The following is a 26,003-nucleotide window of genomic DNA, read 5'->3' as shown; positions in this document are numbered from 1 at the left end:
CCGCTGGGTCAGCAGTCGGTAACTGGCGGAACGTTTCAGCAGGGCAGGGTAAACCCGAATGGGTTCAATGCGGTTGTGGCCAGGTGTAAGCCGCTTGGCCCGCCTGGGCATCACCCCCTTTGATTCAACTTCTGCAAGAATACGAGGGGTGAAGCAGAAGTTGCAATGGCAAGTGGGGAGCCGGGAGATCAATTCTCCCCCGACTCCCCACTCACGCATCAATCCTCAATTGGCACTGAGGCTGAAGCGAGCCATGATTACTCTATGACGCAAAGCACTGCGCCCTTGGCCACGGTATCCCCGCTCTTGAACTTGATCCCTTTGACAGTCCCGTCACACGGTGCAACCAGTGCGTTCTCCATTTTCATGGCTTCGAGAACCACCACGGGCTCGCCCTTGGTCACCGTATCACCATCCTTCTTCTGGAAGCTGATGATCATTCCCGGCATCGGTGCCAGCAAGCGCGTTCCGTGCGCTTCAGCGGCGGGGCTGGCGGCCGGCGCCGCAACAGCAGCCGCTTTTGGTGCGGCGGCAACCACCGGTGCGGCTACCGGAGCTGGCGCCGGTGCCGCCGCCACCCTTGGCGTGGTCAGCACTGGAGCATCACCCGTGGGATCGACTTCGACACTAAAGAATTCGTTGTCGAGGAAAACATTGAAAGTACGAACCCTTTCCGACTTGGCCGGGGCTTCGGCCTTGCTGCGTTCCACCAGTTCACCGGCCAAAGCCTTTTTGACCAGTGCATCCTGCTTCTTGACCGATTCCATGGTAATCGGCTTGACGCTGGCGGGAACTTCAGCTCTGCCGTACTTCCACTCAAGGAATTTCTTGCCGGTCACCGGGAACTGGACATAGATCAGCAGATCGTCCATGTCGACCGCCAGATCACCAATTTCTGCCTTGGCCTTTTCCAGTTCGGGTTCAAGAACCTCGGCCGGACGACAGGTAATGGGTGTTTCGCCACGCGGATACCCCTTCAATGCCTTCTTCTGCACTTCAGGATCAATCGGTATCGCCGTTTTTCCGTACAGACCGTAGCACAGATCCTTCACCTGCCCGGTGATCATCTTGTAGCGCTCGTCCGGGGTGTCATTCAAAACGTTGTTGACCGTCTGCACGCCGACAATCTGGCTGGTCGGCGTCACCAGCGGGATCTGTCCGAGATCCTTGCGGACCCGTGGCAGTTCCTTGTATACCTCGTCGATCCTGTCCAACGCATCCATCTCGCGCAACTGGTTGACCAGATTCGAGAGCATTCCCCCCGGTGTCTGATGCAACAGCACGTTGATGTCGATGATCGACACCTTGGAATCGTCCAGCAGGTGCTTGTACTTCGGCATCACCTGCTTCTCGAGGACTTCGTTGATCTCCGCCAGCTTGCGGATATCAAAGCCGGTATCACGATTGGTTCCAAGCAGGGTCATTACCAGCGGTTCGACAGCCGGATGCGAGGAACGATAGGCGTAAGGCGTCATGCAGGTATCGACGATGTCTATCCCGGCCTCAATGGCCTTGAGCTGGGTCATCGGCGCCATGCCGGAGGTGAAATGGCTGTGCAGGTGAATGGGCACCGTGATCACAGCCTTCAAGGCCTTGACCAGCGCATAAATGTCATACGGCGCACTCATGCCGGCCATATCCTTGATGCAGACCGAATCGGCACCCATACCGACCAGTTCTTTTGCCTTGCTGACGTAATAGTCGAGAGTGTAAATATCGCCACCGAGGCGCGGTTCGGTCAGGGTGTAGCTCACGACTCCCTGAAAATGCTTGCCACTCTTCTTGATCTGCCTGACCACTGTCTCGAAGTTCCGGTAGTCGTTGAGTGCATCAAACGTTCGGAAGATGTCCATGCCGTTTTCTGCAGCGCGGTCGACAAAGGCCGTCGCCACGTCATCCGCATAGTTGCGATAGCCGACCAGGTTCTGGGCGCGCAGAAGCATGCAGAACGGCGTTTTTTTGGCGTAGCGCTTGAGCGTACGCAGCCGCTCCCACGGATCTTCGTTGAGGAAACGGTGCATGGTGTCGAAGGTTGCTCCACCCCAGGTCTCCAGGGCCCAGAAGCCGATTTCATCGAGCATCTCCGCGACAGGTATCATGTCCTCGGTACGCCCGCGCGTAGCAAACAGACACTGATGCCCGTCGCGCAGGGAGAGGTCCATGATCTTCACCGGGTTGCTTGCCGGCGGACGGTCACTGTCGTAATTCATTGCGGTCATCACTACGTTGTCGCTCATTGGTCTGCTCCACAGAAACTTGCAAATTGAATAATGAAACCTATCGTGCGTTGGAGAATGCCCGCAGTTGAACCAGCCTGCGCCCACCCATCATTTCAACACGACCCGATTGCGCCCACTGACCTGGCTCGTTCGGCATAATTTTCACCGGAGATACTGTTTCTACCTCACTAAAGCTGGCAGCCTCCTGCTCCTGCTGCAAGTAGAGTTGTACTGCCGCCAGTGCCGCCGCTACCTTTTTTCCCGTCTTAAGCATCGCTCTACCCTTTGCTATCCTGAACACCCAGTCACATCGGAATGTTTCCATGCTTCTTCATGGGATTGGTGTCACGCTTGTTCTGCAAAATACCCAGCGCCTTGATGATCCGTGCCCGCGTGGTGGAAGGAATAATGATGTCATCGATGTACCCCCGTTGTGCAGCAATATAGGGGTTGGCCACTGTTTCGTTGTATTCCTCTTCCTTTTCCGCCAGGAAGGCGGCAGCGTCACCTGACTCCCTGGCCTGACGACCATAAAGCACCTCGGCCGCGCCTTTTGATCCCATGACGGCGATTTGAGCACTCGGCCAGGCGTAGTTCATGTCGCCGCGCAAATGCTTGGAGGACATCACACAGTAGGCACCGCCGTAGGCCTTTCTGGTGATTACTGTAACTTTCGGCACGGTTGCCTCGGCATAGGCGTAGAGAATCTTGGCTCCATTGCGGATTACGCCACCGTATTCCTGTGCCGTTCCCGGAAGGAAACCGGGGACATCGACAAAAGTCACTACGGGAATGTTGAAACAGTCACAGAAGCGCACAAAACGTGCCCCCTTGATCGACGAGTCGATGTCGAGCACCCCGGAAAGATATGCCGGCTGGTTGGCGACGATGCCGACACTGACGCCGTTATACCGTGCAAAACCGACGACCAGGTTAGGCGCAAACTGCTCCTTGATCTCAAAGAAATCGCCGTTATCGACCGTTTCAGTAATGACATCCTTGATGTCATACGCCGCATTCGGATTTTCCGGAATGATCGATTGCAGAATTTCGGACGGTCGGTCAACAGGATCGGAACACGGCACAAGCGGCGCTGTTTCAAAATTATTCTGCGGCAGGAAAGACAGGAGTCGCTTGATGTAATCAATGGCATCGACCGTCGATGAAGCGGCATAGTCGGAAATCCCGCTCTGCGAGGAGTGCATGTCGGCACCGCCCAGTTCTTCAACGGTCACGTCTTCGTGGGTCACCGACTTGACCACCTTGGGGCCGGTCAGAAACATGTACGAACTGAGCCGCTCCATGATCACGAAATCAGTCAGCGCCGGTGAGTACACGGCCCCTCCCGCGCATGGCCCAAAAATGGCGGAAATCTGTGGAATGACACCTGACGCCATTACATTGCGCAGGAAAATTTCCGTATAGCCGGCCAGGCTTTCAATGCCTTCCTGAATACGTGCCCCGCCCGAGTCATTCAGGCCGATCACCGGAGCACCGTTCTTCATTGCCAGATCCATGATTTTGCATATCTTCTCGGCAAGGGTTTCCGACAGAGAACCTCCGAGTACGGTGAAATCCTGGGCAAAAACATAAACAATCCGACCGTGGATCGTACCGTGACCGGTGACGACACCGTCGCCCGGAATCACCGTATTTTCCATGCCAAAATCCTTGCAACGGTGGATTTTGAACATATCGAACTCTTCGAACGAGTCGGCATCGAGCAGCAGGTCTATGCGCTCCCGGGCCGTCAAACGCCCCATCGCATGCTGTTTGTCGATTCTGTCCTGGCCTCCGCCCAGCCGTGCTTCCGCCCGAAGTTGATGAAGATGATCCAGCTGCTTGTTCGTATCCATTAAATGTACCTGACGATAGTAAGATTTAGACAGCAATGTACCCTTAAACCCAGAACTTGATCTAGAAATCCGAGGGTGCATCAAGCTGGTTAAGCCCAGTGTTTCGAACCCACTGCCGTTTAAAGACTCAGATTCTAGCCGTTTTCGATGACACTGAGGAATTCCTCCCTATAAAAAATTTTAGGGCCTATCTTTTATAAACCCGCGCCGATTTAATAAGTTACCGGTCCGGCCAATTAATTTCATACGTGTAACACGAATGCATTGCCCCCGTCGCCGGCTTCAACCGAGCAGCGTGCCGGAACTCACGTAGCCGTAGCCCAGATCGTGCGCAACGGCTTCGTAAGTCACCTTGCCCTGGGCAACATTAAGCCCGTTCCTGAGGTGCACGCTGTTCTTGAGCGCTTCTTTCCAGCCCTTGTCGGCCAGCGCGATGGCGTGCCCGATGGTAGCGTTGTTGAGCGCAAAGGTAGAGGTACGGGCAACGGCTCCCGGCATGTTGGCCACGCAGTAGTGTACGACGCCATCGACCAAGTAAGTCGGTTCGGCGTGTGTCGTCGCATGCGAAGTCTCGAAACATCCGCCCTGGTCAATCGCCACATCGACGATCACCGATCCCTTCTTCATGCGCGCAACCATCTCGGCGGTAACCAGCTTGGGCGCTGCCGCACCCGGAATCAGCACACCACCGACAACCAGTTCGGCATCAAGCACGGCTTCTTCAATGTTTTGCGCGCTGGAATAAAGCGTGTTGATGCGATTGCCGAAAACGAGGTCAAGCTGGCGCAAACGATCGACGCTCTGGTCAATGACAGTAACCCGTGCGCCCAAGCCCACGGCCATTTGCAGCGCGTTGGTACCGACCATGCCGGCTCCGAGGATAACGACGTGACTGGCGGGAACACCCGGCACGCCACCGAGCAGGATGCCCATGCCGCCCCTGGATTTTTCAAGGTGCGTAGCCCCCGCCTGAACGGCCATGCGACCAGCAACCTCACTCATCGGTGCCAGCAAAGGCAGTCCTCCGCCAGGCCCGGTAATCGTTTCATAGGCAATGCAGATGGCGCCGGACTCGATCAGCGCCGCAGTCTGCCCGGGATCGGGGGCGAGGTGCAGAAAGGTGTAAAGAATCTGACCCGGACGTAACATCGCACATTCCAGTGCCTGCGGCTCCTTGACCTTGACGATCATTTCAGACTTGGCAAAAACTGTTGCCGCTTCGGGAGCCAGTTCGGCACCCGCCGCCAGATACTGCTCATTGCTAAGGCCGATGGAAGTTCCAGCACCTGCCTGTACGAGCACGCTGTGACCGCGCGAAGTCAGTTCGCGAACGCTGGCCGGAGTCAGGCCAACACGATATTCGTGGTTCTTTATTTCCTTTGGCACGCCGATTTTCATGATGGCCCGCTCCACTTGGGTAAAAAAACGCAACTTACCAAATCTTAGCGAAGACGCTACAAATAAAAAGGGAAATTTAATCGAGTCTTCGTAAACTCTTAATAAATATGCCAAACGGCAGTCAACTTCACCCTCAGAAACACAATTATTTGACTGCTGACCAGACGAAGGAAGATACTTGAAAATTCACCCTAGACACAAAATTACAGACCCTGAATGTTCATTACGCATTAGTAAATACGAGAAGATCATGCCAACCCCCTCATTGAAATACCTGAAACTCCTCTCAGAAAAATACCCTTCAATTCAGGCCGCTTCGACGGCGATCATCAACTTCACTGCTCAGTTGCAACTTCCCAAGGGTACTGAACACTTTCTTTCCGACATCCACGGCGAGTACGAAGCGTTCCAGCACGTCCTGCGCAATGGTGCAGGCTCAATCTGTCGCAAGATCGACGAAATGTTCAGCAATACGATGTCGAAGTCCGAGCGGCGGAATTTGGCCACTCTGATTTACTACCCCGAGCTGAAAACACCCTTGATGCTCCAGACTGTCCCGGACAAGGAAGAATGGAGTCGTCTCACCCTGGTACGTCTGGTCAAATTCAGCCGGCGGCTTAGCGCCAAGTATCGGCGCGAAACAGTCAGGAATCTTCTACCGAAGCATGTGGCCGAAACCATTGAGGAACTGCTCTACGACCAGGAAGGTGTCGAGCACAAGGCGGCGTACTACCAGAGCCAGATCGACACCATCGTCTCGACCGGTAGCACGCATGCATTCATCACCAGTCTGGCCGAGCTGATTCAGCGGCTGGCGGTTGAAAGGCTGCACGTCATTGGCGACATCTATGATCGTGGCCCCGGCGCTCACCTGATCCTTGACACCCTGATGGATCATCACCAGGTCGACATCCAGTGGGGCAATCACGATATTCTGTGGATGGGCGCCGCCGCCGGCAGCGAAGCCTGCATTGCCAATGTCATCAGAATATGCCTGCGTTACGGAAACATGGAATCGCTGGAAAACGGCTATGGCATCAGCCTGTTGCCGCTCGCCTCCTTTGCCCTCGAAACCTACAAGGATGACCCCTGCGATCGCTTCATCCCCAAGGTTTCGGCGGACAGCTCGTTCAGCACCCAGGAAATCCGGCTCATGGCGCAGATGCAGAAGGCCATGGCCGTCATGCAGTTCAAGCTGGAAAGCCAGCTCATCAAGAGACGTCCGCATTACCAGATGAAGGATCGCCTGCTGCTCGAAAAGATCGATTATCAGCGCGGCGTCATCAACCTGAACGGAAGCGAATACCCACTGCTTGACAGCTTCTTCCCGACCATCGACGAAAAGAACCCGGATGTACTGACCGCCGAAGAGCAGATTGTCATAGAAAAACTACGGCTGTCCTTTATCAACAGCAACAAGCTCCAGGTGCATGTCCGCTTCCTCTTTTCGACGGGCAGCCTGTACCTCATCCATGACGGCAACCTGCTCTATCACGGGTGCATCGCCATGAATGACGACGGCGAGTTCATGTCCTTCAACGTCGATGGTAAATCCTTTACCGGCAAGGAATTTCTCGACCGGGTCGATCGGCTCGCACGCCAGGGATATTTCGACACCGACCATCTGGTGCGCAAGCAGTACGGCATGGACGCCATGTGGTTCCTGTGGTGCGCCCCCCAATCGCCGCTGTTCGGCAAGGAGAAGATGGCCACACTGGAGCGCTACTTCCTTGCCGACAAAGCCACCCATACCGAGAAGCGCAACGCCTATTACACGCTGCGCAATAACGAAGAGAGTGCGCGCAAGATACTGCAGGAGTTCGGACTGAATCCGCAGAGCGGCCACATCATCAACGGCCACGTACCGGTCAAGGTGACCAAGGGCGAACGCCCGATCAAGGCCAATGGCCGGCTGATTGTCATCGACGGCGGTTTTTCGAAAGCCTACCAGAGGGAAACCGGGATTGCCGGATACACCCTGATTTCCAATTCACGCGGCCTGTTGCTCGCCGCGCACCAACCCTTCGAATCCACGCAAAAAGCCGTTTCCGAAGAACTTGATATGGACACCGAAACTGAAATCATCCACGGACACCCCGACCGGATGCGGGTTCGTGACACTGACCGCGGGCGCGAGATCCAGGAACACATCGACGAACTGCAAGCCCTGCTGCACGCCTACCGCGAAGGTCTGATCAAGGAGCACAGCCTGGTGTAGCTGCGCTGGGCTGCAAGTTAACAAAAACGGCGCCGGACCACAGAGTCCGGCGCCGTTTTTTGATTCCAGACAAATTTCAGAACGGAATATCGTCATCCATATCTTCAAAACTTGGTGCCTTTTTGCCTGGGGCCGCACCTCTGGGCGCTCCCGCAGCGCCCGACGACGGCATGCTGCCGCCGTATTCTGCTTCGCCGCCTGACGATGAAGCGGCATTCTGACGACTGCCGAGCATCTTCATTTCCTCGGCCTCGATTTCAGTCGTGTAGCGCTCCTGGCCCTCCTTGTCCTGCCATTTGCGCGTGCGGATGCGTCCCTCGATATAGACCTGCGAGCCCTTTTTCAGGTACTGCGAAACGATCTCGGCCAGTTTGCGATAGAAGACAACACGATGCCACTCGGTGCTTTCCTTTTTCTCGCCAGTGGCCTTGTCTTTCCATGAGTCGGACGTGGCGATGGTTACGTTTGCGACGGCATCCCCATTGGTCATGTAGCGTACTTCGGGGTCCTTACCGAGGTTGCCGACGAGAATTACTTTATTGACCGAAGCCATGTTGCCTCCATAAAGGGTGGTCGAAATGTTGATTATAAAGATTTATGCCGGCTGCTGGCGAATGCGTGCCGCCGGCATGGTCATCGTCAACCCGAAGCCAAGCCAGACGAGAGCCAGCGCAGCGCAGGCGATCCATACGGCCTGCGTACCCGAATGCATGGCCAGCGCACCACCGAGGACCCCGCCGAGAAACAGCCCGAGCGACTGGGTGGTGTTGTAAACGCCGAGCGCGGCGCCTTTGGCGTGCGGCGGCGCGATGCGCGAAATCAGCGAGGGCTGCGTTGCTTCGAGAATGTTGAAGGCGACGAAGAAAAGCGTCAGCCACAAGGCCAGCGCATAGACGCTTTGCCCGAAGAAACCGAACCCCAACTGAACGACGAGCAGAAGTGCGATCGCGGCGTTGAATATGAGCTTCATCCTGCCGTATTTTTCTGCGGCAATGATCGCCGGAACCATCACGACAAACGACAGCAGCACCGCCGGCAGGTAAATTTTCCAGTGTTCGGCGACGGGCAGCCCGCCGGTACGGACCAGTGCCGAAGGCAGCAGCACCCACATCGCCGTCTGCATCAGGTGCAGGGCGAAAACACCAAAGTTCATGCGCAGCAGTTGTGGGTTGCTCAGCACCTCGACGAAGCTCGGCCAGCCCGGCTGCCGAGGAATCGCCGGAGCCGCCGGCACCACCCTGAGCACGACCAGGATCGCCAGAATAGCCAGAATACCGGTCAGCGCGAAGATGCCCGGCATGCCTATCGTCGCATAGAGCAAGGGCGCGCCAACCATCGATAGCGCAAAGACCAGGCCGATGCTCGAACCGATCATCGCCATCACCTTGGTCAGATGCTGCTCGCGGGTCAGATCCGCCGCCAGCGCGGTGACTGCGGCAGAAATGGCGCCCGCGCCCTGCAGCACGCGACCGGCGATGACGCCGTAAATATCGCCGGCCAGCGCCGCAACAAAGCTGCCGATAACGAACAGCACGAGGCCGAAAACGATGACCGGCTTGCGCCCGAACCGATCCGATGCGGTGCCATAAACGATTTGCAGACAGGCCTGAGTTAGTCCGTAGGCGCCAAGTGCGAAACCAACCAGGCCCATGTCGCCTCCGCCAGGCAGGTCCTTGGCGTAGATCGAAAAGACCGGCAGGATCAGGAACAGCCCGAGCATGCGCAAGGCAAAAATGGAGGCCAGCCCGATTCCGGCGCGGCGCTCAGCTGAAGTCATCGGATCATTGGTTGGGGATAACATCAGGTCAACACCGGGAAACAGGGAAATAGCTGAACAAGGATTGGTTTGATCGCTCGGAACTGCGTATATTAACAGGTTTGCTTTTGCACCTTCCCCGCATGCTAGGGTCCAAGCGATTGAAACCCCGACACCTTGAACAGCGAAACGCAGACCCCGAGACAGCGCGGAGAAAAGCAAAAGAACCCGAACATTCTTTTCATCTCTGCGTTAACTCATCAGCTCTGCGGTAAATTTATAAAGTTAAATGTGATTGCCTTTCCAAATGGATGAACTACGAGAAATCAGGATTCGCGGCGCACGCACGCACAACCTGAAAAACATCAATCTTGATCTGCCACGCAACCGCCTGATCGTGATTACCGGCCTCTCCGGTTCAGGAAAATCCTCGCTCGCCTTTGACACGCTTTATGCCGAAGGTCAGCGGCGCTACGTCGAGTCATTGTCGGCGTATGCCCGCCAGTTCCTGCAGCGCATCGACAAGCCGGACGTCGACCTGATCGAGGGGCTGTCACCGGCCATTTCCATCGAACAGAAGGCGACCAGCCACAACCCGCGTTCGACGGTCGGCACGGTGACCGAAATCCACGATTACCTGCGCCTGCTTTTTGCCCGTGCCGGCACCCCCTATTGCCCGGAGCACCAGCAGCCACTGGATTCGCAAACCGTCTCGCAGATGGTCGATCACGTACTCGCCCTGCCCGCCGAAACCCGGCTGATGATCCTGGCGCCGGTGGTGGCCAACCGCAAGGGCGAACAGCTCGAACTCTTTGCCGAATTACGCGCCCAGGGCTTTGCCCGCTTGCGTGTTGACGGAAAACCCTACGAAATCGACGCCCTGCCGAAACTTGCGAAGACGCACAAACACACCGTAGATGTGGTCGTCGACCGTCTCAAGGTACGCGACGACATGCGCCAGCGCCTTGCCGAATCGTTTGAAACGGCGTTGCGTCACGCCGATGGCCGCGCCATCGCCTTTGAGATGGATAGCGGGAAGGAGCATCTCTTCTCGGCCAAATTCGCCTGCCCGGCATGCTCGTATTCACTGCAGGAACTCGAACCGAGAATCTTTTCGTTCAACAACCCAATGGGCGCCTGCCCGAGCTGCGACGGCCTCGGCGTGATCCAGTTCTTCGACCCCAAACGCATCGTCGTCCGCCCCGACCTGTCGCTAGCCGCCGGTGCCATTCGCGGCTGGGACCGGCGCAATCCGTTCTACTTCCAGATGCTTTCCTCGCTGGCAGCACACTACGCTTTTGACGTCGAAACCCCGTTCGCCGATCTGCCGGAAAGCACCCGGAAAGTCCTGCTCCATGGCTCAGGACGCGAAACAGTCCCCTTCAACTACCTCAACGAGCGCGGCAAAAGCACAATTCGCGAGCACAGCTTCGAGGGTATCGTCGGCAACTTTGAACGCCGTTACAAGGAAACCGACTCGGTAGCCGTTCGTGAAGAACTCGCCAAACTGATCAGCAACAAAATCTGCCCGGGTTGCACGGGTGCCCGGCTGCGTGAAGAAGCACGCAACGTGCGTATCGGAACCTCTGCCGATGCACTCACCCTGCATGAAATCAGCCGCCTGCCGCTGGGTCAGGCGCGCGACCATTTTCTGGCGCTGCACCTGCTTGGCAACAAGGCGCAGGTCGCCGAAAAAATCCTCAAGGAAATTACCAGCCGCCTGCAGTTCCTGATCAATGTCGGGCTTGATTATCTCTCGCTCGACCGCTCGGCGGAAACGCTCTCGGGCGGCGAAGCACAGCGTATTCGCCTGGCCTCGCAGATCGGCTCGGGCTTGACCGGCGTCATGTACGTACTCGACGAGCCCTCCATCGGTCTGCACCAGCGCGATAACAAGCGTCTTCTGGAAACGCTCAGGCAATTGCGCGACATCGGCAACACGGTGATCGTCGTCGAGCACGACGAAGATGCCATCCGCAGCGCCGATTACGTCGTTGACATCGGCCCCGGCGCCGGAGTGCACGGCGGCTTCATCGTCGCCGAAGGGACGCCGGAACAGATCGCCGGCAATCCCCAGTCGATGACCGGCGATTATCTTTCCGGCCGGCGCCGCATCGAAGCGCCCGGCAAACCGCGCCAGCCCGACCCGGCACGCCGCTTGACGCTAAGCGGCGCACGCGGCAACAATCTGAAGAATGTTACGCTGGAACTGCCGGTCGGTTTGTTCACCTGCATTACCGGCGTATCCGGATCCGGCAAATCAACGCTGATCAACGACACGCTCTACGCCGCTGCCGCGCGGCATCTCTACGGCTCGACAGGCGAGCCCGCCGAGCATGACGAAATCATTGGCCTCGACCACTTCGACAAGGTAATCAACGTCGATCAGTCGCCGATCGGCCGCACGCCGCGCTCCAACCCGGCCACCTACACCGGGCTGCTGACGCCGATCCGCGAACTGTTCGCCGGGGTGCCGGAATCGCGTTCGCGCGGCTACGGCCCCGGTCGCTTCTCGTTCAACGTCAAGGGCGGTCGTTGCGAAGCCTGCCAGGGTGACGGCGTGATCAAAGTCGAGATGCACTTTTTACCTGACATCTACGTCTCCTGCGATGTCTGCCATGGCAAGCGCTACAACCGCGAAACGCTCGAGGTGCATTACAAGGGCAAGACCATCCATGACATCCTGCAGATGACCGTCGAGCTGGCGCGCGAGTTCTTCGATGCCATTCCGGTTGTCGCACGCAAGCTGCAGACGCTGGTCGATGTCGGCCTCTGCTACATCACGCTCGGCCAGGCGGCAACCACACTGTCCGGCGGCGAGGCGCAGCGCGTCAAGCTAGCGCTCGAACTTTCGAAACGCGACACCGGAAGAACGCTCTATATACTCGACGAACCGACCACCGGCCTGCACTTCCAGGACATCGAAATGCTGCTCAGGGTACTGCATCGCCTGGCCGATCACGGCAACACGGTGGTGGTCATCGAACACAATCTGGATGTCATAAGAACCGCCGACTGGATCATCGATCTCGGACCGGAGGGCGGTGATGGCGGCGGACGACTTCTCGCCGCAGGTCCGCCTAAAACCATAAGCAAAGCGGCAGGCAGCCACACCGGCCGGTTCCTTAAACCACTCCTGTCGCGTAACAAATAAGCGCTTTGCGCCGTCGGCATCGCTTGCAAACACTCAAAAACAACAAGATTTATAAAATCTTTACAAATTCCGTACTCAATCCCCTTCCCAGTGGGCGCTGGAAGTGCAAGAATCTAGGCGGAATACAAGTCCCGCTTTTAACAATCAACAGGAGGAGATAATATGAACAAGTCTGAATTGATCGATGCCATTGCTACTCGTACCGATTTATCCAAGGTTGCTGCCAGCAAGGCGCTGGATGCCGTTATTGAAACAATCGTAGATGCTGTTGCCAAGGGTGATGGTGTAAGCCTCGTCGGTTTCGGCTCCTTCAAGGCGGCCGCCCGTGCCGCCCGCGAAGGCAAGAACCCGAAGACCGGTGAAAAGATCAAGATTGCAGCGACCACCGTGCCTAAGTTCTCCGCCGGTGCAACCTTCAAGGCAAGTGTTGCCACAGCCAAGGGCAAGAAGAAGAAATAATCCGCATCTGGCGAAAAGAGCTTGCACCATGGCAAGCTTTTTTTTTGGGCTTTGTCCATTCAAAAGAATGGCCTCAGGCCAGATCGTCTGATCCCCCCAAGGAGCAACACAATGCGGATTCGCAGCCTGCTTGCAAGCGTAACTCTCGTTCTTCTCCCACTGATAGCCTCAGCGCAGCAAATACCCGCCGAGGGCGTCACCCTCGTTGGCCCCGGTAAATTTGCTGGCGTCTTCGAAGAAACTGCGACCTTGACCGTCGAGTCGATCGACAAGGCAACGCGAAGTGTCGTTCTACAACGCGCCAACGGCGAAATGCTCAAGATAGTTGCCGGCGACGAAGTAAGGAATTTTGATCAGATCAAGGTTGGTGACAAGGTCGTTTCGCGCCACACCCAGGCACTGGTACTGGAACTCAAGAAAGGCGGCGCCGGCGTTCGTGAGCGCATCGAGAGCACCGACCAGGGTTCGGCAAAACCGGGCGAGAAACCTTCTGCCTACGAGGCAAAGAAGATTGCCTTTGTCGCTGACGTACAAAAGGTTGACCTCAAAAAGCAGATCGTTACCCTGCGCGGAGCCAAAAAAACGCTTCAGTTGAAGGTCAAGGATCCTGAACAACTCAAGCTGATAAAGAAGGGTGACCAGGTTGAAGGTGTTTATGCCGAAGCTGTCGCGATCTCGGTCGTGGCCGCACCGGCAAAAGCAAAGAAGTAAGCAATTCATTCTGGCCTTACAGGGTGAAAGTCATCAGCAAAATTGACGCGCCATGACACGCCGCGTAAAATTTTCTTTTCTTTCGGGGGCGTAGCTCAGTTGGGAGAGCGATTGGTTCGCAATCAATAGGTCGGCGGTTCGATCCCGCCCGTCTCCACCAGAATCAACAAGGCTTGCAGCGATGTGAGCCTTTGTCATTTGCGGCAAATGAAGAAATGTTTGAAAGAAAATCCATAATGACCCAACGCAAAGGCATCATCCTGGCCGGGGGCTCAGGCACCCGGCTTTTTCCGGCAACGCAGGTCGTTTCCAAGCAACTGCTGCCAATCTTCGACAAGCCGATGATCTACTACCCGCTCAGTACACTGCTGCTGGCGGGTATCCGCGACATTCTGGTGATCTCGACACCTCAGGATACGCCGCGTTTCGAGCAGTTGCTTGGTGATGGTCGCCAGTGGGGGATCAGCATCACCTATGCTGTACAGCCCTCTCCCGATGGCCTGGCGCAGGCTTTTCTGATTGGTGAAGCCTTCCTCGGTAACGATCTCTCGGCGCTGGTGCTCGGCGACAACATCTTCTACGGCAACGATTTTGCCGGGCTGTTGAATAACGCCAACCAGCGCACGACGGGTGCTTCGGTTTTTGCCTACTCGGTGACTGACCCCGAACGCTACGGCGTGGTCGAGTTTGATCGTCAGGGACGTGCCATCAGCCTGGAAGAAAAGCCTCAGGCACCCAAATCGCGCTATGCAGTGACCGGGCTCTACTTCTACGACAAGCAGGTGGTGGATCTGGCCAGGTCAATCAAGCCCTCTGCACGCGGCGAACTGGAAATCACCGACCTCAACCGGCTGTATCTGGAGCAAGGAACGCTTAACGTCGAGACCATGGGCCGCGGCTATGCCTGGCTCGATACCGGAACCCACGAATCGATGCTCGAAGCCAGCCAGTTTATTCACACCATCGAAAACCGTCAGGGATTGAAAGTCGCCTGCCCCGAGGAAATCGTCTGGCGCAACGGCTGGGTTGACGATGCGCAGCTTGAACGCTTGGCACAGCCGCTCGGCAAGTCGGGTTATGGCAAGTATCTGCGCGGCCTGTTGCTCGAAAAGGTACCGCGATGAAGGTGACGCGTTGTGCCATTGCCGATGTGCTGCTGATCGAACCAAGGGTGTTCGGCGATGATCGCGGTTTCTTTTTCGAGAGCTTTAACCAGCGCACCTTCCGTGATGTTTCCGGGCTGGACGTTGATTTCGTTCAGGACAATCATTCGAAGTCTGCACGCAATGTGCTGCGTGGCCTGCATTACCAGATAAATCAGCCGCAGGGCAAGCTGGTGCGCGTGGTGGCCGGCGAGGTTTTTGACGTGGCTGTGGATCTCCGCCGCCGTTCGCCGACCTTCGGCCGCTGGGTGGGCAAGAGACTATCCGCTGACAACAAGCACCAGCTCTGGATACCGCCCGGCATGGCGCACGGTTTTGTGGTGCTCTCAGAAAGCGCGGAGTTTCTCTACAAGACGAGCGATTACTGGGCGCCCGAACACGAGCGCTGCATAGCCTGGAATGACCCGACGCTGGCGATCGAGTGGCCGGCGATAAATGGCGCCCCGCTGCTCTCGGGCAAGGATGCCAAAGGGGTAGCATTTTTGCAGGCGGAGGTTTTTGAATGAGCAGCGCGATTTATTGGCTGGCCGGCCTTCATGCCGACCTGGAGCGATTTGTCGGGCTAAGGCCCGAACTACTGATTTGAAGGTGTCCTTATGAAAATTACGGTTATCGGTACAGGTTACGTTGGCCTGGTCAGCGGCGCCTGCCTCGCCGAAGTCGGTAACGACGTGCTGTGCCTGGATGTCGACCCGGCCAAGATTGCGATTCTTGAAGCGGGCGGCATTCCGATCTACGAACCCGGCCTGCAGGAGATGATGCGCCGCAACGTGGCCGCCGGGCGCCTGCACTTCACCACCGACGTCGAGAAGGCCGCGCACTTTGGCACCATCCAGTTCATTGCCGTCGGCACGCCACCCGGCGAAGACGGCTCGGCCGACATGCAATACGTGACGGCGGCGGCACGCAACATCGGCAAGTACATGAACGACTATAAGGTGATCGTCGACAAGAGTACGGTTCCGGTGGGTACCGCCGATGCGGTGAAGGCGGCAGTGGCCGAAGAACTGGCAAGGCGCGGCGACGACTACGCCAATACACCGTTCAGCGTCGTCTCGAACCCCGAGTTTCTCAAGGAAGGCGCGGCGATTGACGACTTCATGAAGCCGAATCGCATTGTCGTCGGCTGCGACGACGAGCAGGCCGCGCTCAACATGCGCGCACTGTACGCCCCCTTCCAGCGCAATCACGAGCGCCTGATCCTGATGGACATCCGCAGCGCCGAGCTGACCAAATACGCCGCCAACGCCATGCTGGCGACGCGTATCAGCTTCATGAACGAACTGGCCAACCTGGCCGAGAAGCTGGGTGCCGACATCGAGCAAGTGCGCAAGGGCATTGGTAGCGACCCGCGCATCGGTTACGACTTCCTCTATGCCGGCGCGGGCTATGGTGGCTCGTGCTTCCCCAAGGACGTGAAGGCACTGATCAAAACGGCGGTCGACGATGCCGGCATCGACCTGAGAGTACTCAAGGCCGTCGAAACGGCCAACGACGCGCAGAAGCATGTGCTCGGCACCAAGATCAAGGCGCGCTTTGGCGCCGACCTTACAGGCCGCCACTTTGCCCTGTGGGGCCTGGCCTTCAAGGCCAACACCGACGACATGCGCGAAGCGACGAGTTGTGAGGTGATCAAGGACCTGCTGGCCGCCGGAGCAACGGTCACGGCGTATGACCCGGTGGCGATGGACGAGGCCAGGCACTGCTTCCCCGATGAGCCGCGCCTGAGCTACGCCGGGAACCAGATCGGTGCGCTGGATAATGCCGATGCGCTGGTGATCGTCACCGAATGGAAGGAATTCCGCAGTCCGGACTTTGATTCGATCAGGCAGAAGCTGAAATCGCCGCTCATCTTCGATGGGCGAAATCTCTTTGAGCCCGCGCAGATGAGAAGTCTGGGGATTGTCTATTTCGGGATTGGGCGGTAGTGGAAAAGCGCTCGGGAAAACCTTCGTTGCTTTCCCCCTGACAAGGGGGATTGAGGGGGTTTTCGTAGTGGAATTGGCAACTGTTGAGGTACGGGCAAACACTGTTGCCCCCTGCCTTTTTCTTGCCCGAGGCCAGTATGCTCACTCAGAAAGAGGGATTGGGCTGTAGGGCTCACGGGTGGGGAATACTCAAGCCAAGAGCCTTAGGCATGACGAATTCATTGGCCCCTGGCTGTCATCGTAATAGAACGCCTGCCGGTGTGATTTCACGCGTCCATAACGGTTCCTAAATGCCGTCAGGTCGACAAGATTCATTCATGACAGCCATTCGACATTGCTCATGCGACCCACCATACTCCATGCGGTAATCCCGTCTGCTCGCTTTGGAAGGGCAAATCCCGGATAATCCCGCCTTCTTGATTGAAGTCAGGCATGCGCAAATTCGTTTTAGGCTGGAGACACTTTCCATGAAACTGCCCGAACACAAGCTGGTCATCCAGGAACTGATGGACGCCAGCGGCGTGCGTTTCGGCACTAGCGGCGCGCGTGGCCTGGTGGCCGACATGACGAGCGAGGTCTGTTTCGCCTATACAGCGGCCTTCCTGAAAGCGGTTTCGGCAACATCCGGGAGGGTTGCGCTGGCCATGGATCTGCGTCCGAGCAGCCCATCGATTGCGGCAGCGTGTGCAGCCGCCATCGAGCATGCCGGTCTAAACGTGGACTTTTGCGGCGCAATTCCTACACCGGCACTCGCCTGTTACACCCAGTCGCAAGGATTTCCGGGCCTGATGGTCACCGGTAGCCACATTCCGTTTGACCGCAATGGCATCAAATTCTACGCAGCAACGGGCGAGATCACCAAGGCCGACGAGGCCAGTATCAGCCGTGCTGTAGTCAGCGTGCCCGAAGCGGGCCATGTGCTTGTACTGCCGGAAGTCAATCACAGCGCCTATCGGAACTATATCGAGCGACATCTTCAGTTCTTCCCGCCCAATTGCCTGGCTGGCATGCGGCTTGGCTTTTACCAGCACTCCAGCGTGGCGCGTGATCTGTTGCGTGAGATTCTGGAGTTGCTGGGCGCACAGGTCATCGCTTTGGGGCGAACCGACGAGTTCGTCCCCATCGACACCGAAGCGGTGAGCGATGCCGATGTTCAGCAGGCACGTCGCTGGGCTGAGCAATATGCTTTTGATGCCATTCTGTCAACGGATGGCGATGCCGACCGGCCCCTGCTTGGCGATGAGCTTGGCAACTGGTTCAGAGGCGATGTCAACGGCATCCTCTGCGCCCAGTATCTGGGAGCGCATGCGGTGGTCACCACGGTCAGTTGCAATACGGCGCTTGAACTGTGTTCTTCGTTCACGAAAGTGATCCGCACCCGTATCGGTTCGCCTTACGTCATTGAAGGCATCGAGCAATTGATCGAATCAGGCCAGCGCAATGTCGTCGGTTTTGAGCCGAATGGGGGGTTTCTGGTCGGCTCAGCCCTTGAGAAGAACGGCAGGGTGCTATCGCCCTTGCTCACCCGGGATGCGGTGTTGCCGATCCTCTGCCTGCTTTCGCTGGCCAGAGAGAATGGCTGCAGGGTTTCAGAATTGCCCCTTCGATTGCCGGCACGCTTTACGGCGAGTGATCGCCAGCAGGATTTTCCGACTGCAACGAGTCGCAGGATACTGTCGGCTCTTGCCGCATCAAATACCGCCATTGATGAGCTATTGGCTGGCTTGTGCGGGCCAGTCACCAGGCTGGATCAGACCGATGGACTGCGAATCTTTCTTGAAAACGGTGAAATCGTTCATTTCCGCCCCTCGGGCAATGCGCCGGAGTTACGCTGCTATGCCGAGTCGGACAGTCAGGAGAGGTCAGAATTTCTGGTGCAGGAGGGTCTGCGCCGCATGCAAGCAAGACTTGAGGCTACGTAGTAACCATTGCTCTGCAGATCGGGTTAGCGTAGCGTAACCCGACTGAAGGACGGTGGAGCCAACCTGAGAAAATGCAAAGCCGACAATGTGCTGCCCCGATTTCCGCTGTCGGGTTACGCTATGCTAACCCGAGCTGGACAACTAAATACAATTGTCATTAATGATGACTTCTGGGAGATTTCTATGCTGATTCAACCCGTAGTTCTTTCCGGTGGGTCGGGCACCCGCCTGTGGCCTCTATCGCGGGAAAAATACCCCAAGCAGTTGCTGCCGCTGATCGGCGAGGATTCGCTGCTGCAGGCCACAGTGCGCCGCGTTGAGGGAATCGCCGGGCTGCAGGTTGCCGTTCCGATGATTGTATGCAACGAGGAATACCGCTTTGTGATCGCCGAGCAGATGCGGCTGATGGGCAAGGAAGGCCCGATTCTGCTCGAACCGATCGGGCGCAATACGGCGCCGGCGCTGACGCTGGCCGCACTGGCTGCGATGCGTGACGGCGCCGATCCGATCCTGCTGGTGATGCCGGCCGACCATGTCATTCTGGATACCCCGGCTTTTCATGACGTGGTGCGCCAGGGCGCGATGCTGGCCGACGCGGGAGCGGTGGTGACCTTTGGCATCACCCCGGATTCACCCGAGACGGGTTATGGCTATATCCAGAGCGGCCCAGCGCTTGGTCAGGGCAGCGCCTGCAAGATTGCGCGCTTTGTCGAGAAACCGGATCTGGTCACCGCACAAAGCTATCTGGATGCGGGATCCTACCTGTGGAACAGCGGCCTGTTCATGATGCGCGCTTCGGTATGGCTCTCTGCGATCGGCGTTTGCCGCGAGGATATTTTTTCGGCATGCCACACAGCTTGGGCGCAAGGCTCGGCTGACGGGGAATTTTTGCGCGTCGGCAAGGACGCTTTCGCGCACTGCCCGGCGGATTCGATCGACTATGCGGTGATGGAGCGTATTGCGGCGGGCGAACTGACGCTGCCTGCCGGCGTGGTCATCCCGCTCTCGGCCGGCTGGTCCGACGTAGGTGCTTGGGATGCCTTGTGGAAAGTTCTAGCGAAAGACAGTGCGGGCAACGTGGCACAGGGTGATGTCCTGCTGCACGGCTGCCGCAATACTTTGGCCCTGTCGGCCGGTCGACTACTGGCCTGTATTGGCGTGCAGGACCTGGTTGTCGTCGAAACGCCCGACGCCATTCTGGTTTCACACAAGGACAAGACGCAGGAGGTAAAACAGATTGTCGATCGTCTCAAGCGTGATGGCCGCAGCGAAGGGCAACTGCACCGCAAGGTGTTCCGCCCCTGGGGTTCCTACGACGGGGTCGATGCCGGCGAACGCTTCCTGGTCAAGCGCATTGTCGTCAAGCCCGGCGCCATTCTCTCAATGCAGATGCACCACCACCGCGCCGAGCACTGGATTGTCGTGCGCGGCACGGCGAAGGTGACGCGGGAAGACACTACCTACCTGGTTTCCGAGAACGAATCGACCTTCATTCCGCTCGGCATTAAACACCGTCTGGAGAATCCGGGCCGCCTGCCGCTGGAGATGATCGAGGTGCAATCGGGCTCGTATCTGGGCGAGGACGACATTGTTCGCTTCGAGGATATATATGGGCGCTGAGAGGCATTCAATCCAAGCAAATGGCAGGTTCGGTCAAATGGAGTTGGAAATATCAACGCTGGGAAGGGGAAAGTTTCCGCCATTCGCCCTTGCCCAATCGCAAGCGTCTGCTTGAGAATGTTAGACCGCTCTTGCCAAGGCGATTGCTTCGAAGCCCGCCGGACCTAGTTTGTACCTTTCCTGCCAGCGAAACACCAGCGGCCAGATAGGTAGCGCCGTGATCATTCGTGTCGCCAGTCCCATCTCCCAGGCGTTTTGCATTGCGCTGGAAGCCGAGTTCACCTCAGGCACCTCGGCCATCGGTTCTCTAGCCGGAAACAAGGCGGTGTAGACCCTTCGCATCGCCCAGAAAACCGGATAGGTGTAATCCCAAAACTCTATCATTTCAAACCCGGTGTCGCGTAGCAACCGGTCCACGTCATCGCGCGTGTAGCGTCGGTAGTGGCCGTAGAAATCGTCGTCCCAGCGCCACTCGGTAGTCGGGTTGCTGGGCATCGAGATAATCAGGCACCCATCCCGGTCGTTCGCATCGCCACCGATACAGCCACGCAGATGGCGCAACACCGCACGGTCGTCCTTGATGTGTTCGATCACTGTGCACATCACGATGGTGCGAAAGTGGCCTTCCAGCGCCAACAGGTCGGCCGCGCGTACTTCGACAGGGTACCCGTTCAATGCCTGGCGGGCGGCGCCCAGCGCCGCATCGGAAAAGTCTACCGCCAGTCCTTGCCAGCCGTGGTTCTGAGCAAGATGCAAGGCCACGTCACCGCGACCGCATCCGGCGTCGAGAAAGGGCCCTGCGAGGTCATGCGCCTCGATCATCTGATCGATCATGCGCAATGAGTAATTCTTGAAAGGCACGAAATTCGGCACAGCTCCCTCATGGGAAAGGTTGATGCATCTTCAAATAGGACAAGGAGTGGTGTGACTCCCAAAGCCCTTGCCCGTCAGCGGTAAGAGATCAGTGCCACGCCACCAAGGATCAGGGCCGCACCAGCCAGGCGGGAAACATGAAGTGACTCCCCCAGCCAGAGTATACCTGCAGCCATCGTGAACACGTACGAGAGCGCCACGAAAGGGTAGACCTGGCTCAGGTCCAGCACAGAGAGTACGCGCAGGTAGACGATGGTCGCGGCGATATAAAGCACGAGGCCCAGAATCACCATAGGAGAAACCAGCATCGCCAGTGTACCGCCGACGTTGTCAGGATCTACCACGGTAGCGGCGAGGCGCGCTTTCGAGGTGCCAATTTTCAGTACCACTTGGGCCACCGAGGTCAATAGGACGCACAACAGCATCATCGCGAGTTGGACCAGACTCATGGGCAATCAGTCCCACCTGCGAGCGCCGTCCGACACCATTCATAGGTACGCGCCAGGCCTTCTTCCAGTGACACACGTGGCTGCCATCCGAGCACTTCTCGGGCCTTGGTCCAGTCGGCGGCACGATCACCATCGCCCTCGCGGCGGGTCGGGTCATAATCGATCCGGATCGGCTTGCCGCTAATTTTCACAATCGTCTCGGCCAGTTCGCGGATCGAGGTGCTGTAGTCGGGCCCGATCTGGATCACCCCCTTGTCGAGCCCGCGTTCGGCTACGAGCAGCAGGGCGTCGACGATGTCCGAAACATAGACGAAGGCTCGCCGCTGTTTGCCCGAGCCCCAGACGACGAAAGGCTCTTCGGGATAGCGCTCGGCCTTGCGTATAAGGGAAGGAATAACTTGTGACTTTTCCGGTGATAACTCGCAATGCGGCCCGTATACATTATGAAAGCGGAGCAGGCCCAGATGCAGGAGACCTTCGTTCATTGCCAACTCGGCATGGTACTCACCCATCAGCTTGGACCAGCCGTAGGACGACTCGGGTAGCGCCGGATAAACCTCATCCTCCTTGAACTTAGGCGTGCTGCCGTCAGCACCGACCACCGATTTCGCCGCCGGATAACTGCATGCGGTACCTACGTACACATAGTTGGGGACACGGTTGGCGATCGCCGCATGCAGCATGTTGGCGTCAATACGAAGGTTCGAGTTGAAGAGCGAAAACTGGTTGCCGAAGACGTAGTTGATGCCGGCCACCACGTCGGCCAGGTGGTAGACCAGATCGCAGCCCTCAGTCACCTTCGCGCAGGCCAGAGGATCGGTGAGGTCTACCTCATGGAAGCAACGCTCAAGATCAATCAGTGGCATACCGGCCGGAGCAAGGTTCGACTTCTTGCCGCGCCACAGGTTGTCGGCAACCGATACCTCGGCACCTGATGTTACCAGCGCTGCGACCAGGTGCGAGCCAATCTGCCCGGCGCCGCCTGTGACCAGGACTTTGCGCCCTCGAAATTTCATGAAATAATCCTTCTCAAGGGGATTCTCGGTTGGAAAAAGCGCGCCGCTCGCAAGACTACGGCGGGCATCGGGTTGGGCTGGCATATCCAGCAGGTCCGGCGGAAGTATATGTGTGCCTGTCAGACGCGGTCAACCGGGGATATGTTCCAGGATTTCGCAATCGGACTGCTCACCGGCCACCTAAGCGTAAGTTGTGAACGCTCGTCGGCACCTTGATCGGGGCTGCGTCCTGCACAATGCCTGGTGTACATTGATTCTGATAGTGCAACGTTCAGCCGCTTACGCTGGGGTCAATTGCAAGTGGCTCGAGCCGCGAGATTTATTGCACTGGCCAATTCCCCAAATCGCATCAATCAACTGCAACTTCATCAAATTGGGAATGTCGAAAAGCTGTTGAATCTGAGTGCACGAGCTTATCTGAACATACCAGCCTTCAAAATGAAGGCTCAGACCTGACAGAAAACTTAGCTTTCCATATAGTCCAAAAGAACTAATGGGCTCTGAAATTCCCTTCCGATTAGTCCATTCGGATCATTGCCGATAACTTGATAATCGGCCAAGATCAAGTGCGGATAACTGGAAGGGAGTACGCCACCTTTATCGATTGCCATAAACTCTAGTGGAGTCAGGATGAACCAACCAACTGTCACTGTCATCATCCCTGTCCGAAATGGCGTAAGCGTGCTGCCAGACTGTCTGACAGCATTGCGCCAGCAGAGCTATCCGAGCGACAAGCTGGAAGTGATTGTCATCGACGATGAATCCACCGATCACACACCGTCCCTGGTAGAAGCGGAAATAGGCGCATGGGCGCAGCATGGCTCGTCACCCAGCTTGCGCCTGATCCGAAAGACCTGGGGCGGTGCCGGGGCGGCTCGCAACCGAGGAGTCCAGGAAGCACTGGGCGAGGTTGTCCTGTTCACCGATGCGGATTGCGAACCGACGCTAACCTGGGTCGAGGAGATGATGAAACCTCTCGCAGACCCTGAAGTCCAGGCGGTGGCTGGCGGCTACCTGACCAAGCAGAAGAGTTCCGTTGCCCGGCTGGCGCAGACGGAATTCGAAGATCGTTACCGCTATGTGGTCAGACACCGATTTATTGATATCGCATTTACGCATTCGTGCGCCGTGCGCCGAACTGCATTTCTCGCCACCCAGGGATTCGACGAACGAATCCCGAACAACGGCGACGATCTCGAGTTGTCGTACCGACTCGCAAAACATGGACATCGAATTGTCTTCGCCCCAAAAGGACTCGTCTATCATCAGCATCCTGCGACCTGGGGGGAATACATCAAAAAAAAGATCGGTCGCGGGTACTGGCGCACACTGATCTTCAAACGTTATCCCGCCAAACTTGTACGTGACAGCTACACTCCGCAAACGCTGAAGCTTCAGATCCTGCTCGCCGGCCTGGCCCCCTTGCTTACGCTTCTGGCTATAGCCGGTCCTTCATGGGCCGGTGTCGCTGCGATAATCGCCTGGCTGGTTCTGTTCTGCAGCACGATTCCCTTTGTGCTGCGAATGAACGGTTCGCTTTTGCTGAGATTGCTCGCGCCAATTTTCCTGATTGTCCAGGCCACGTCAATCGGGTGGGGAACGTTCCTCGGTCTGTTTGGAAACATTGAAGACTACGTTATCGGCGGCAAGAAGGCGGAAGGCGCTCATGCCTAGCAGGTCCGCTGCTGCGTCATTGCAGCTATCCCACAAGCCGCTCATGCTCGTCGTCGGCGGCAAAACCCGGCTTGGGGACGCGCTGATGTCCGAGATTCGTCGCACCGGCAATCCAGTCTTGTTGCTGGCTCGCTCGACTGCGGATGCCAGCACCTTTGCACAACGTTTCCCGGGTGTGGCAGTGCTCGGTGACTTTCAGGATCTGACCAACTTGCCAGCGTCACCCGAAACCTGCTTGGCAATCTGCGCACTCGGACCTGTGCATCCAACGCGACCCAGTTTCGAGTCTGACGCTGCTGCGCTCGAACGCGACCTTGCGACGCTTGCCAGAGTAATCTGCTGCTGCTCTGGTCGCATACACGTGATACTTGTTTCGACTGTCCTGGCGCTGGCTCCCGGTCGCGACCGCTGCTACTACGGTGGGTTCAAGAACCTGGTGGAAAGCGTGCTCGCCCGGATGATTGCCAGCCGACCGGACGCTCGTCTGTCAGTTCTTTATGCCGGCCGCCTGGTGCCGTCGTCGGGTCTGTCGATAAGTTCTGCCTCGACCCGCTATAGCACCCTGGCGCGGAAACTGCTTCAAGTTTCCGCTGGTGAGCGCGCTCAAAACTGCCTCGTTGGCATCGACGCGCGACTTTGGCTTGCCCTGCGCTGTCTGCGCCTGGGGGCAATCGTTCTCACTGGCCGACTGCGGGCGATCTCACTTTCACAACGTGATGGAGATGCACGGGCATGAAAACATCCATTAAAAAGCGTATATTCGACTTGGTCTTTTGCTTCGCATCTGCACCGGTCTGGCTGACTTCACTCATCGTCTGCGCAATCGTCCAATTGCTTTTTGAGGGACGACCGGTATTTTACGCGTCCCTGCGCCGCATTCACGGCACTCGGCAGGCGCGCGTTCTGAAGTTTCGTGCCATGGTGCGTGATGCGGACAAAATCTACAACCGTGTCGCCGTGCCCGTCAGTAAACAGCGTTTCCTGAACACACCGATCGACTCGCCTCTGTACACGCCGATCGGTCGCATCTTTGAACGATGTCAGTTCACCGAACTGCCGCAAATGCTGCAGGTGATCACCGGCACACTTTCGATCGTCGGCAACCGCCCGCTGCCTGAAGACGTGATCTCTTCGCTGAAGGAAATTTATCCGAACACTGAGGAGCGTTTTGACTCACCCGCCGGGCTCACGGGATTGGCGCAAATAATCGGTCGCGATATCCTTTCTGACGCCGCACGGCTGGAAATAGAAGCGCGTTACTGCCACATAGTTAACTGTCACTATTCACTGAGCATGGACTTCCAGATCGTGTTGTTCACTGTACTGATCATTCTGCGATGCAAAAAAGCGCTCACAGTTGAGTACGCTCATCGTTTTCTGGACAGGTTCGACCAGAAAAAGGTAACCAGTCCAGTTACCCGGCGTAACCGCTTGAATGCGGCAACTGAAGGCATCCAGTCCGAGTAAGGGAAAGCCACGGGAGAGCACCATTCTCATTGAGCCGCTCGTTTGGGCAATCCGACGACGAAATGATTAACTTTCTCGCGCTCGCGCTTGAGGCTGAAGCGGTGCGGGGCGGCGGATGTG

Annotated in this window: 21 protein-coding genes and 1 tRNA gene; 13 read left to right on the top strand and 9 right to left on the bottom strand. The window is 57.2% G+C overall.

Annotated elements, in window-relative coordinates; genetic code table 11:
- Positions 1–257 precede the first annotated feature (257 nt).
- From JNM42_RS10975 to ald, 4 genes are all read right to left on the bottom strand, one after another.
- A complete protein-coding gene (locus JNM42_RS10975; protein ID WP_294269437.1) occupies positions 258–2,237 on the bottom strand; it encodes a pyruvate carboxylase subunit B in 1,980 nt (659 codons plus the stop codon).
- Between the two features lie 40 nt (positions 2,238–2,277).
- On the bottom strand, positions 2,278–2,493 hold the full coding sequence (locus tag JNM42_RS10970; RefSeq protein WP_294269434.1) for a hypothetical protein: 216 nt from the start codon (positions 2,491–2,493) through the stop codon (positions 2,278–2,280).
- A gap of 31 nt (positions 2,494–2,524) precedes the next feature.
- Positions 2,525–4,075, bottom strand: a complete 1,551-nt coding sequence (locus tag JNM42_RS10965) for an acyl-CoA carboxylase subunit beta (RefSeq protein ID WP_294269429.1) — start codon at positions 4,073–4,075, stop codon at positions 2,525–2,527.
- Between the two features lie 282 nt (positions 4,076–4,357).
- Positions 4,358–5,473: an alanine dehydrogenase gene (gene ald, locus JNM42_RS10960; protein WP_294269425.1), complete on the bottom strand. Its 1,116-nt coding sequence runs from the start codon at positions 5,471–5,473 to the stop codon at positions 4,358–4,360.
- A 250-nt stretch (positions 5,474–5,723) separates the two neighbouring features.
- Between ald and JNM42_RS10955 the strand changes: the two genes are divergently transcribed.
- Positions 5,724–7,691 carry a fructose-1,6-bisphosphatase gene (locus JNM42_RS10955; RefSeq protein WP_294269423.1) on the top strand — a complete coding sequence of 656 codons (1,968 nt, stop codon included), beginning with the start codon at positions 5,724–5,726 and terminating at the stop codon, positions 7,689–7,691.
- Positions 7,692–7,767: 76 nt separating this feature from the next.
- On the opposite strand, the gene ssb is transcribed toward JNM42_RS10955, so the two are convergent.
- Both ssb and JNM42_RS10945 read right to left on the bottom strand, forming a co-directional pair.
- Entirely contained in the window at positions 7,768–8,244 is a 477-nt protein-coding gene (ssb, locus tag JNM42_RS10950) for a single-stranded DNA-binding protein (RefSeq protein WP_294269421.1), read from the bottom strand.
- 42 nt (positions 8,245–8,286) lie between these two features.
- Positions 8,287–9,468 carry an MFS transporter gene (locus JNM42_RS10945; RefSeq protein WP_294269418.1) on the bottom strand — a complete coding sequence of 394 codons (1,182 nt, stop codon included), beginning with the start codon at positions 9,466–9,468 and terminating at the stop codon, positions 8,287–8,289.
- A gap of 286 nt (positions 9,469–9,754) precedes the next feature.
- Between JNM42_RS10945 and uvrA the strand changes: the two genes are divergently transcribed.
- The 9 genes from uvrA (at position 9,755) to JNM42_RS10900 (ending at position 20,404) form a co-directional block, all read left to right on the top strand.
- The gene (uvrA, locus tag JNM42_RS10940) at positions 9,755–12,601 is read left to right on the top strand and encodes an excinuclease ABC subunit UvrA (RefSeq protein ID WP_294269416.1); all 2,847 of its coding nucleotides are present in this window, start codon (positions 9,755–9,757) and stop codon (positions 12,599–12,601) included.
- A gap of 162 nt (positions 12,602–12,763) precedes the next feature.
- Positions 12,764–13,060 carry an HU family DNA-binding protein gene (locus JNM42_RS10935; protein WP_294269413.1) on the top strand — a complete coding sequence of 99 codons (297 nt, stop codon included), beginning with the start codon at positions 12,764–12,766 and terminating at the stop codon, positions 13,058–13,060.
- Between the two features lie 111 nt (positions 13,061–13,171).
- The gene (locus tag JNM42_RS10930; RefSeq protein ID WP_294269410.1) at positions 13,172–13,771 is read left to right on the top strand and encodes a hypothetical protein; all 600 of its coding nucleotides are present in this window, start codon (positions 13,172–13,174) and stop codon (positions 13,769–13,771) included.
- Positions 13,772–13,855: 84 nt separating this feature from the next.
- A tRNA-Ala gene (locus JNM42_RS10925) sits at positions 13,856–13,931 on the top strand.
- A gap of 76 nt (positions 13,932–14,007) precedes the next feature.
- Positions 14,008–14,895 (top strand): glucose-1-phosphate thymidylyltransferase RfbA, encoded by an 888-nt coding sequence (gene rfbA, locus JNM42_RS10920; RefSeq protein ID WP_294269407.1) that lies wholly within the window; start codon positions 14,008–14,010, stop codon positions 14,893–14,895.
- A complete protein-coding gene (gene rfbC / locus JNM42_RS10915; RefSeq protein WP_294269404.1) occupies positions 14,892–15,440 on the top strand; it encodes a dTDP-4-dehydrorhamnose 3,5-epimerase in 549 nt (182 codons plus the stop codon). Before rfbA ends, rfbC begins: the two co-directional genes overlap by 4 nt.
- A 90-nt stretch (positions 15,441–15,530) precedes the next feature.
- Complete coding sequence (locus JNM42_RS10910; RefSeq protein WP_294269401.1) at positions 15,531–16,862, top strand: UDP-glucose/GDP-mannose dehydrogenase family protein; 1,332 nt, start codon at positions 15,531–15,533, stop codon at positions 16,860–16,862.
- A 467-nt stretch (positions 16,863–17,329) separates the two neighbouring features.
- Positions 17,330–18,784, top strand: a complete 1,455-nt coding sequence (locus tag JNM42_RS10905; RefSeq protein ID WP_294269397.1) for a phosphomannomutase — start codon at positions 17,330–17,332, stop codon at positions 18,782–18,784.
- A 183-nt stretch (positions 18,785–18,967) separates the two neighbouring features.
- Positions 18,968–20,404, top strand: a complete 1,437-nt coding sequence (locus tag JNM42_RS10900) for a mannose-1-phosphate guanylyltransferase/mannose-6-phosphate isomerase (protein WP_294269394.1) — start codon at positions 18,968–18,970, stop codon at positions 20,402–20,404.
- Between the two features lie 120 nt (positions 20,405–20,524).
- Here JNM42_RS10900 and JNM42_RS10895 read toward each other — a convergent pair whose 3' ends face one another.
- The 3 genes from JNM42_RS10895 to JNM42_RS10885 form a co-directional block, all read right to left on the bottom strand.
- Positions 20,525–21,238 carry a class I SAM-dependent methyltransferase gene (locus tag JNM42_RS10895; protein WP_294269392.1) on the bottom strand — a complete coding sequence of 238 codons (714 nt, stop codon included), beginning with the start codon at positions 21,236–21,238 and terminating at the stop codon, positions 20,525–20,527.
- A 113-nt stretch (positions 21,239–21,351) separates the two neighbouring features.
- Positions 21,352–21,726: an EamA family transporter gene (locus tag JNM42_RS10890; RefSeq protein ID WP_294269390.1), complete on the bottom strand. Its 375-nt coding sequence runs from the start codon at positions 21,724–21,726 to the stop codon at positions 21,352–21,354.
- Positions 21,723–22,742: an NAD-dependent epimerase/dehydratase family protein gene (locus JNM42_RS10885; protein ID WP_294269387.1), complete on the bottom strand. Its 1,020-nt coding sequence runs from the start codon at positions 22,740–22,742 to the stop codon at positions 21,723–21,725. The genes JNM42_RS10890 and JNM42_RS10885 overlap by 4 nt, the downstream gene beginning before the upstream one ends.
- A gap of 630 nt (positions 22,743–23,372) precedes the next feature.
- On the opposite strand from JNM42_RS10885, the gene JNM42_RS10880 reads away from it, so the two are divergent.
- From JNM42_RS10880 to JNM42_RS10870, 3 genes are read left to right on the top strand one after another with little or no spacing between them, the layout of a single operon-like run.
- On the top strand, positions 23,373–24,416 hold the full coding sequence (locus tag JNM42_RS10880; RefSeq protein ID WP_294269384.1) for a glycosyltransferase: 1,044 nt from the start codon (positions 23,373–23,375) through the stop codon (positions 24,414–24,416).
- Entirely contained in the window at positions 24,409–25,152 is a 744-nt protein-coding gene (locus JNM42_RS10875) for a hypothetical protein (RefSeq protein ID WP_294269381.1), read from the top strand. Before JNM42_RS10880 ends, JNM42_RS10875 begins: the two co-directional genes overlap by 8 nt.
- A complete protein-coding gene (locus tag JNM42_RS10870) occupies positions 25,149–25,883 on the top strand; it encodes a sugar transferase (RefSeq protein ID WP_294269378.1) in 735 nt (244 codons plus the stop codon). Before JNM42_RS10875 ends, JNM42_RS10870 begins: the two co-directional genes overlap by 4 nt.
- Positions 25,884–26,003 lie beyond the last annotated feature (120 nt).

Origin of the sequence: Propionivibrio sp. (genome assembly GCF_016790145.1) — a bacterium.
GTDB lineage: Bacteria > Pseudomonadota > Gammaproteobacteria > Burkholderiales > Rhodocyclaceae > Propionivibrio.
The sequence above is the reverse complement of the archived record's forward strand: the minus strand, read 5'-3'. Positions and strand labels throughout refer to the sequence as shown.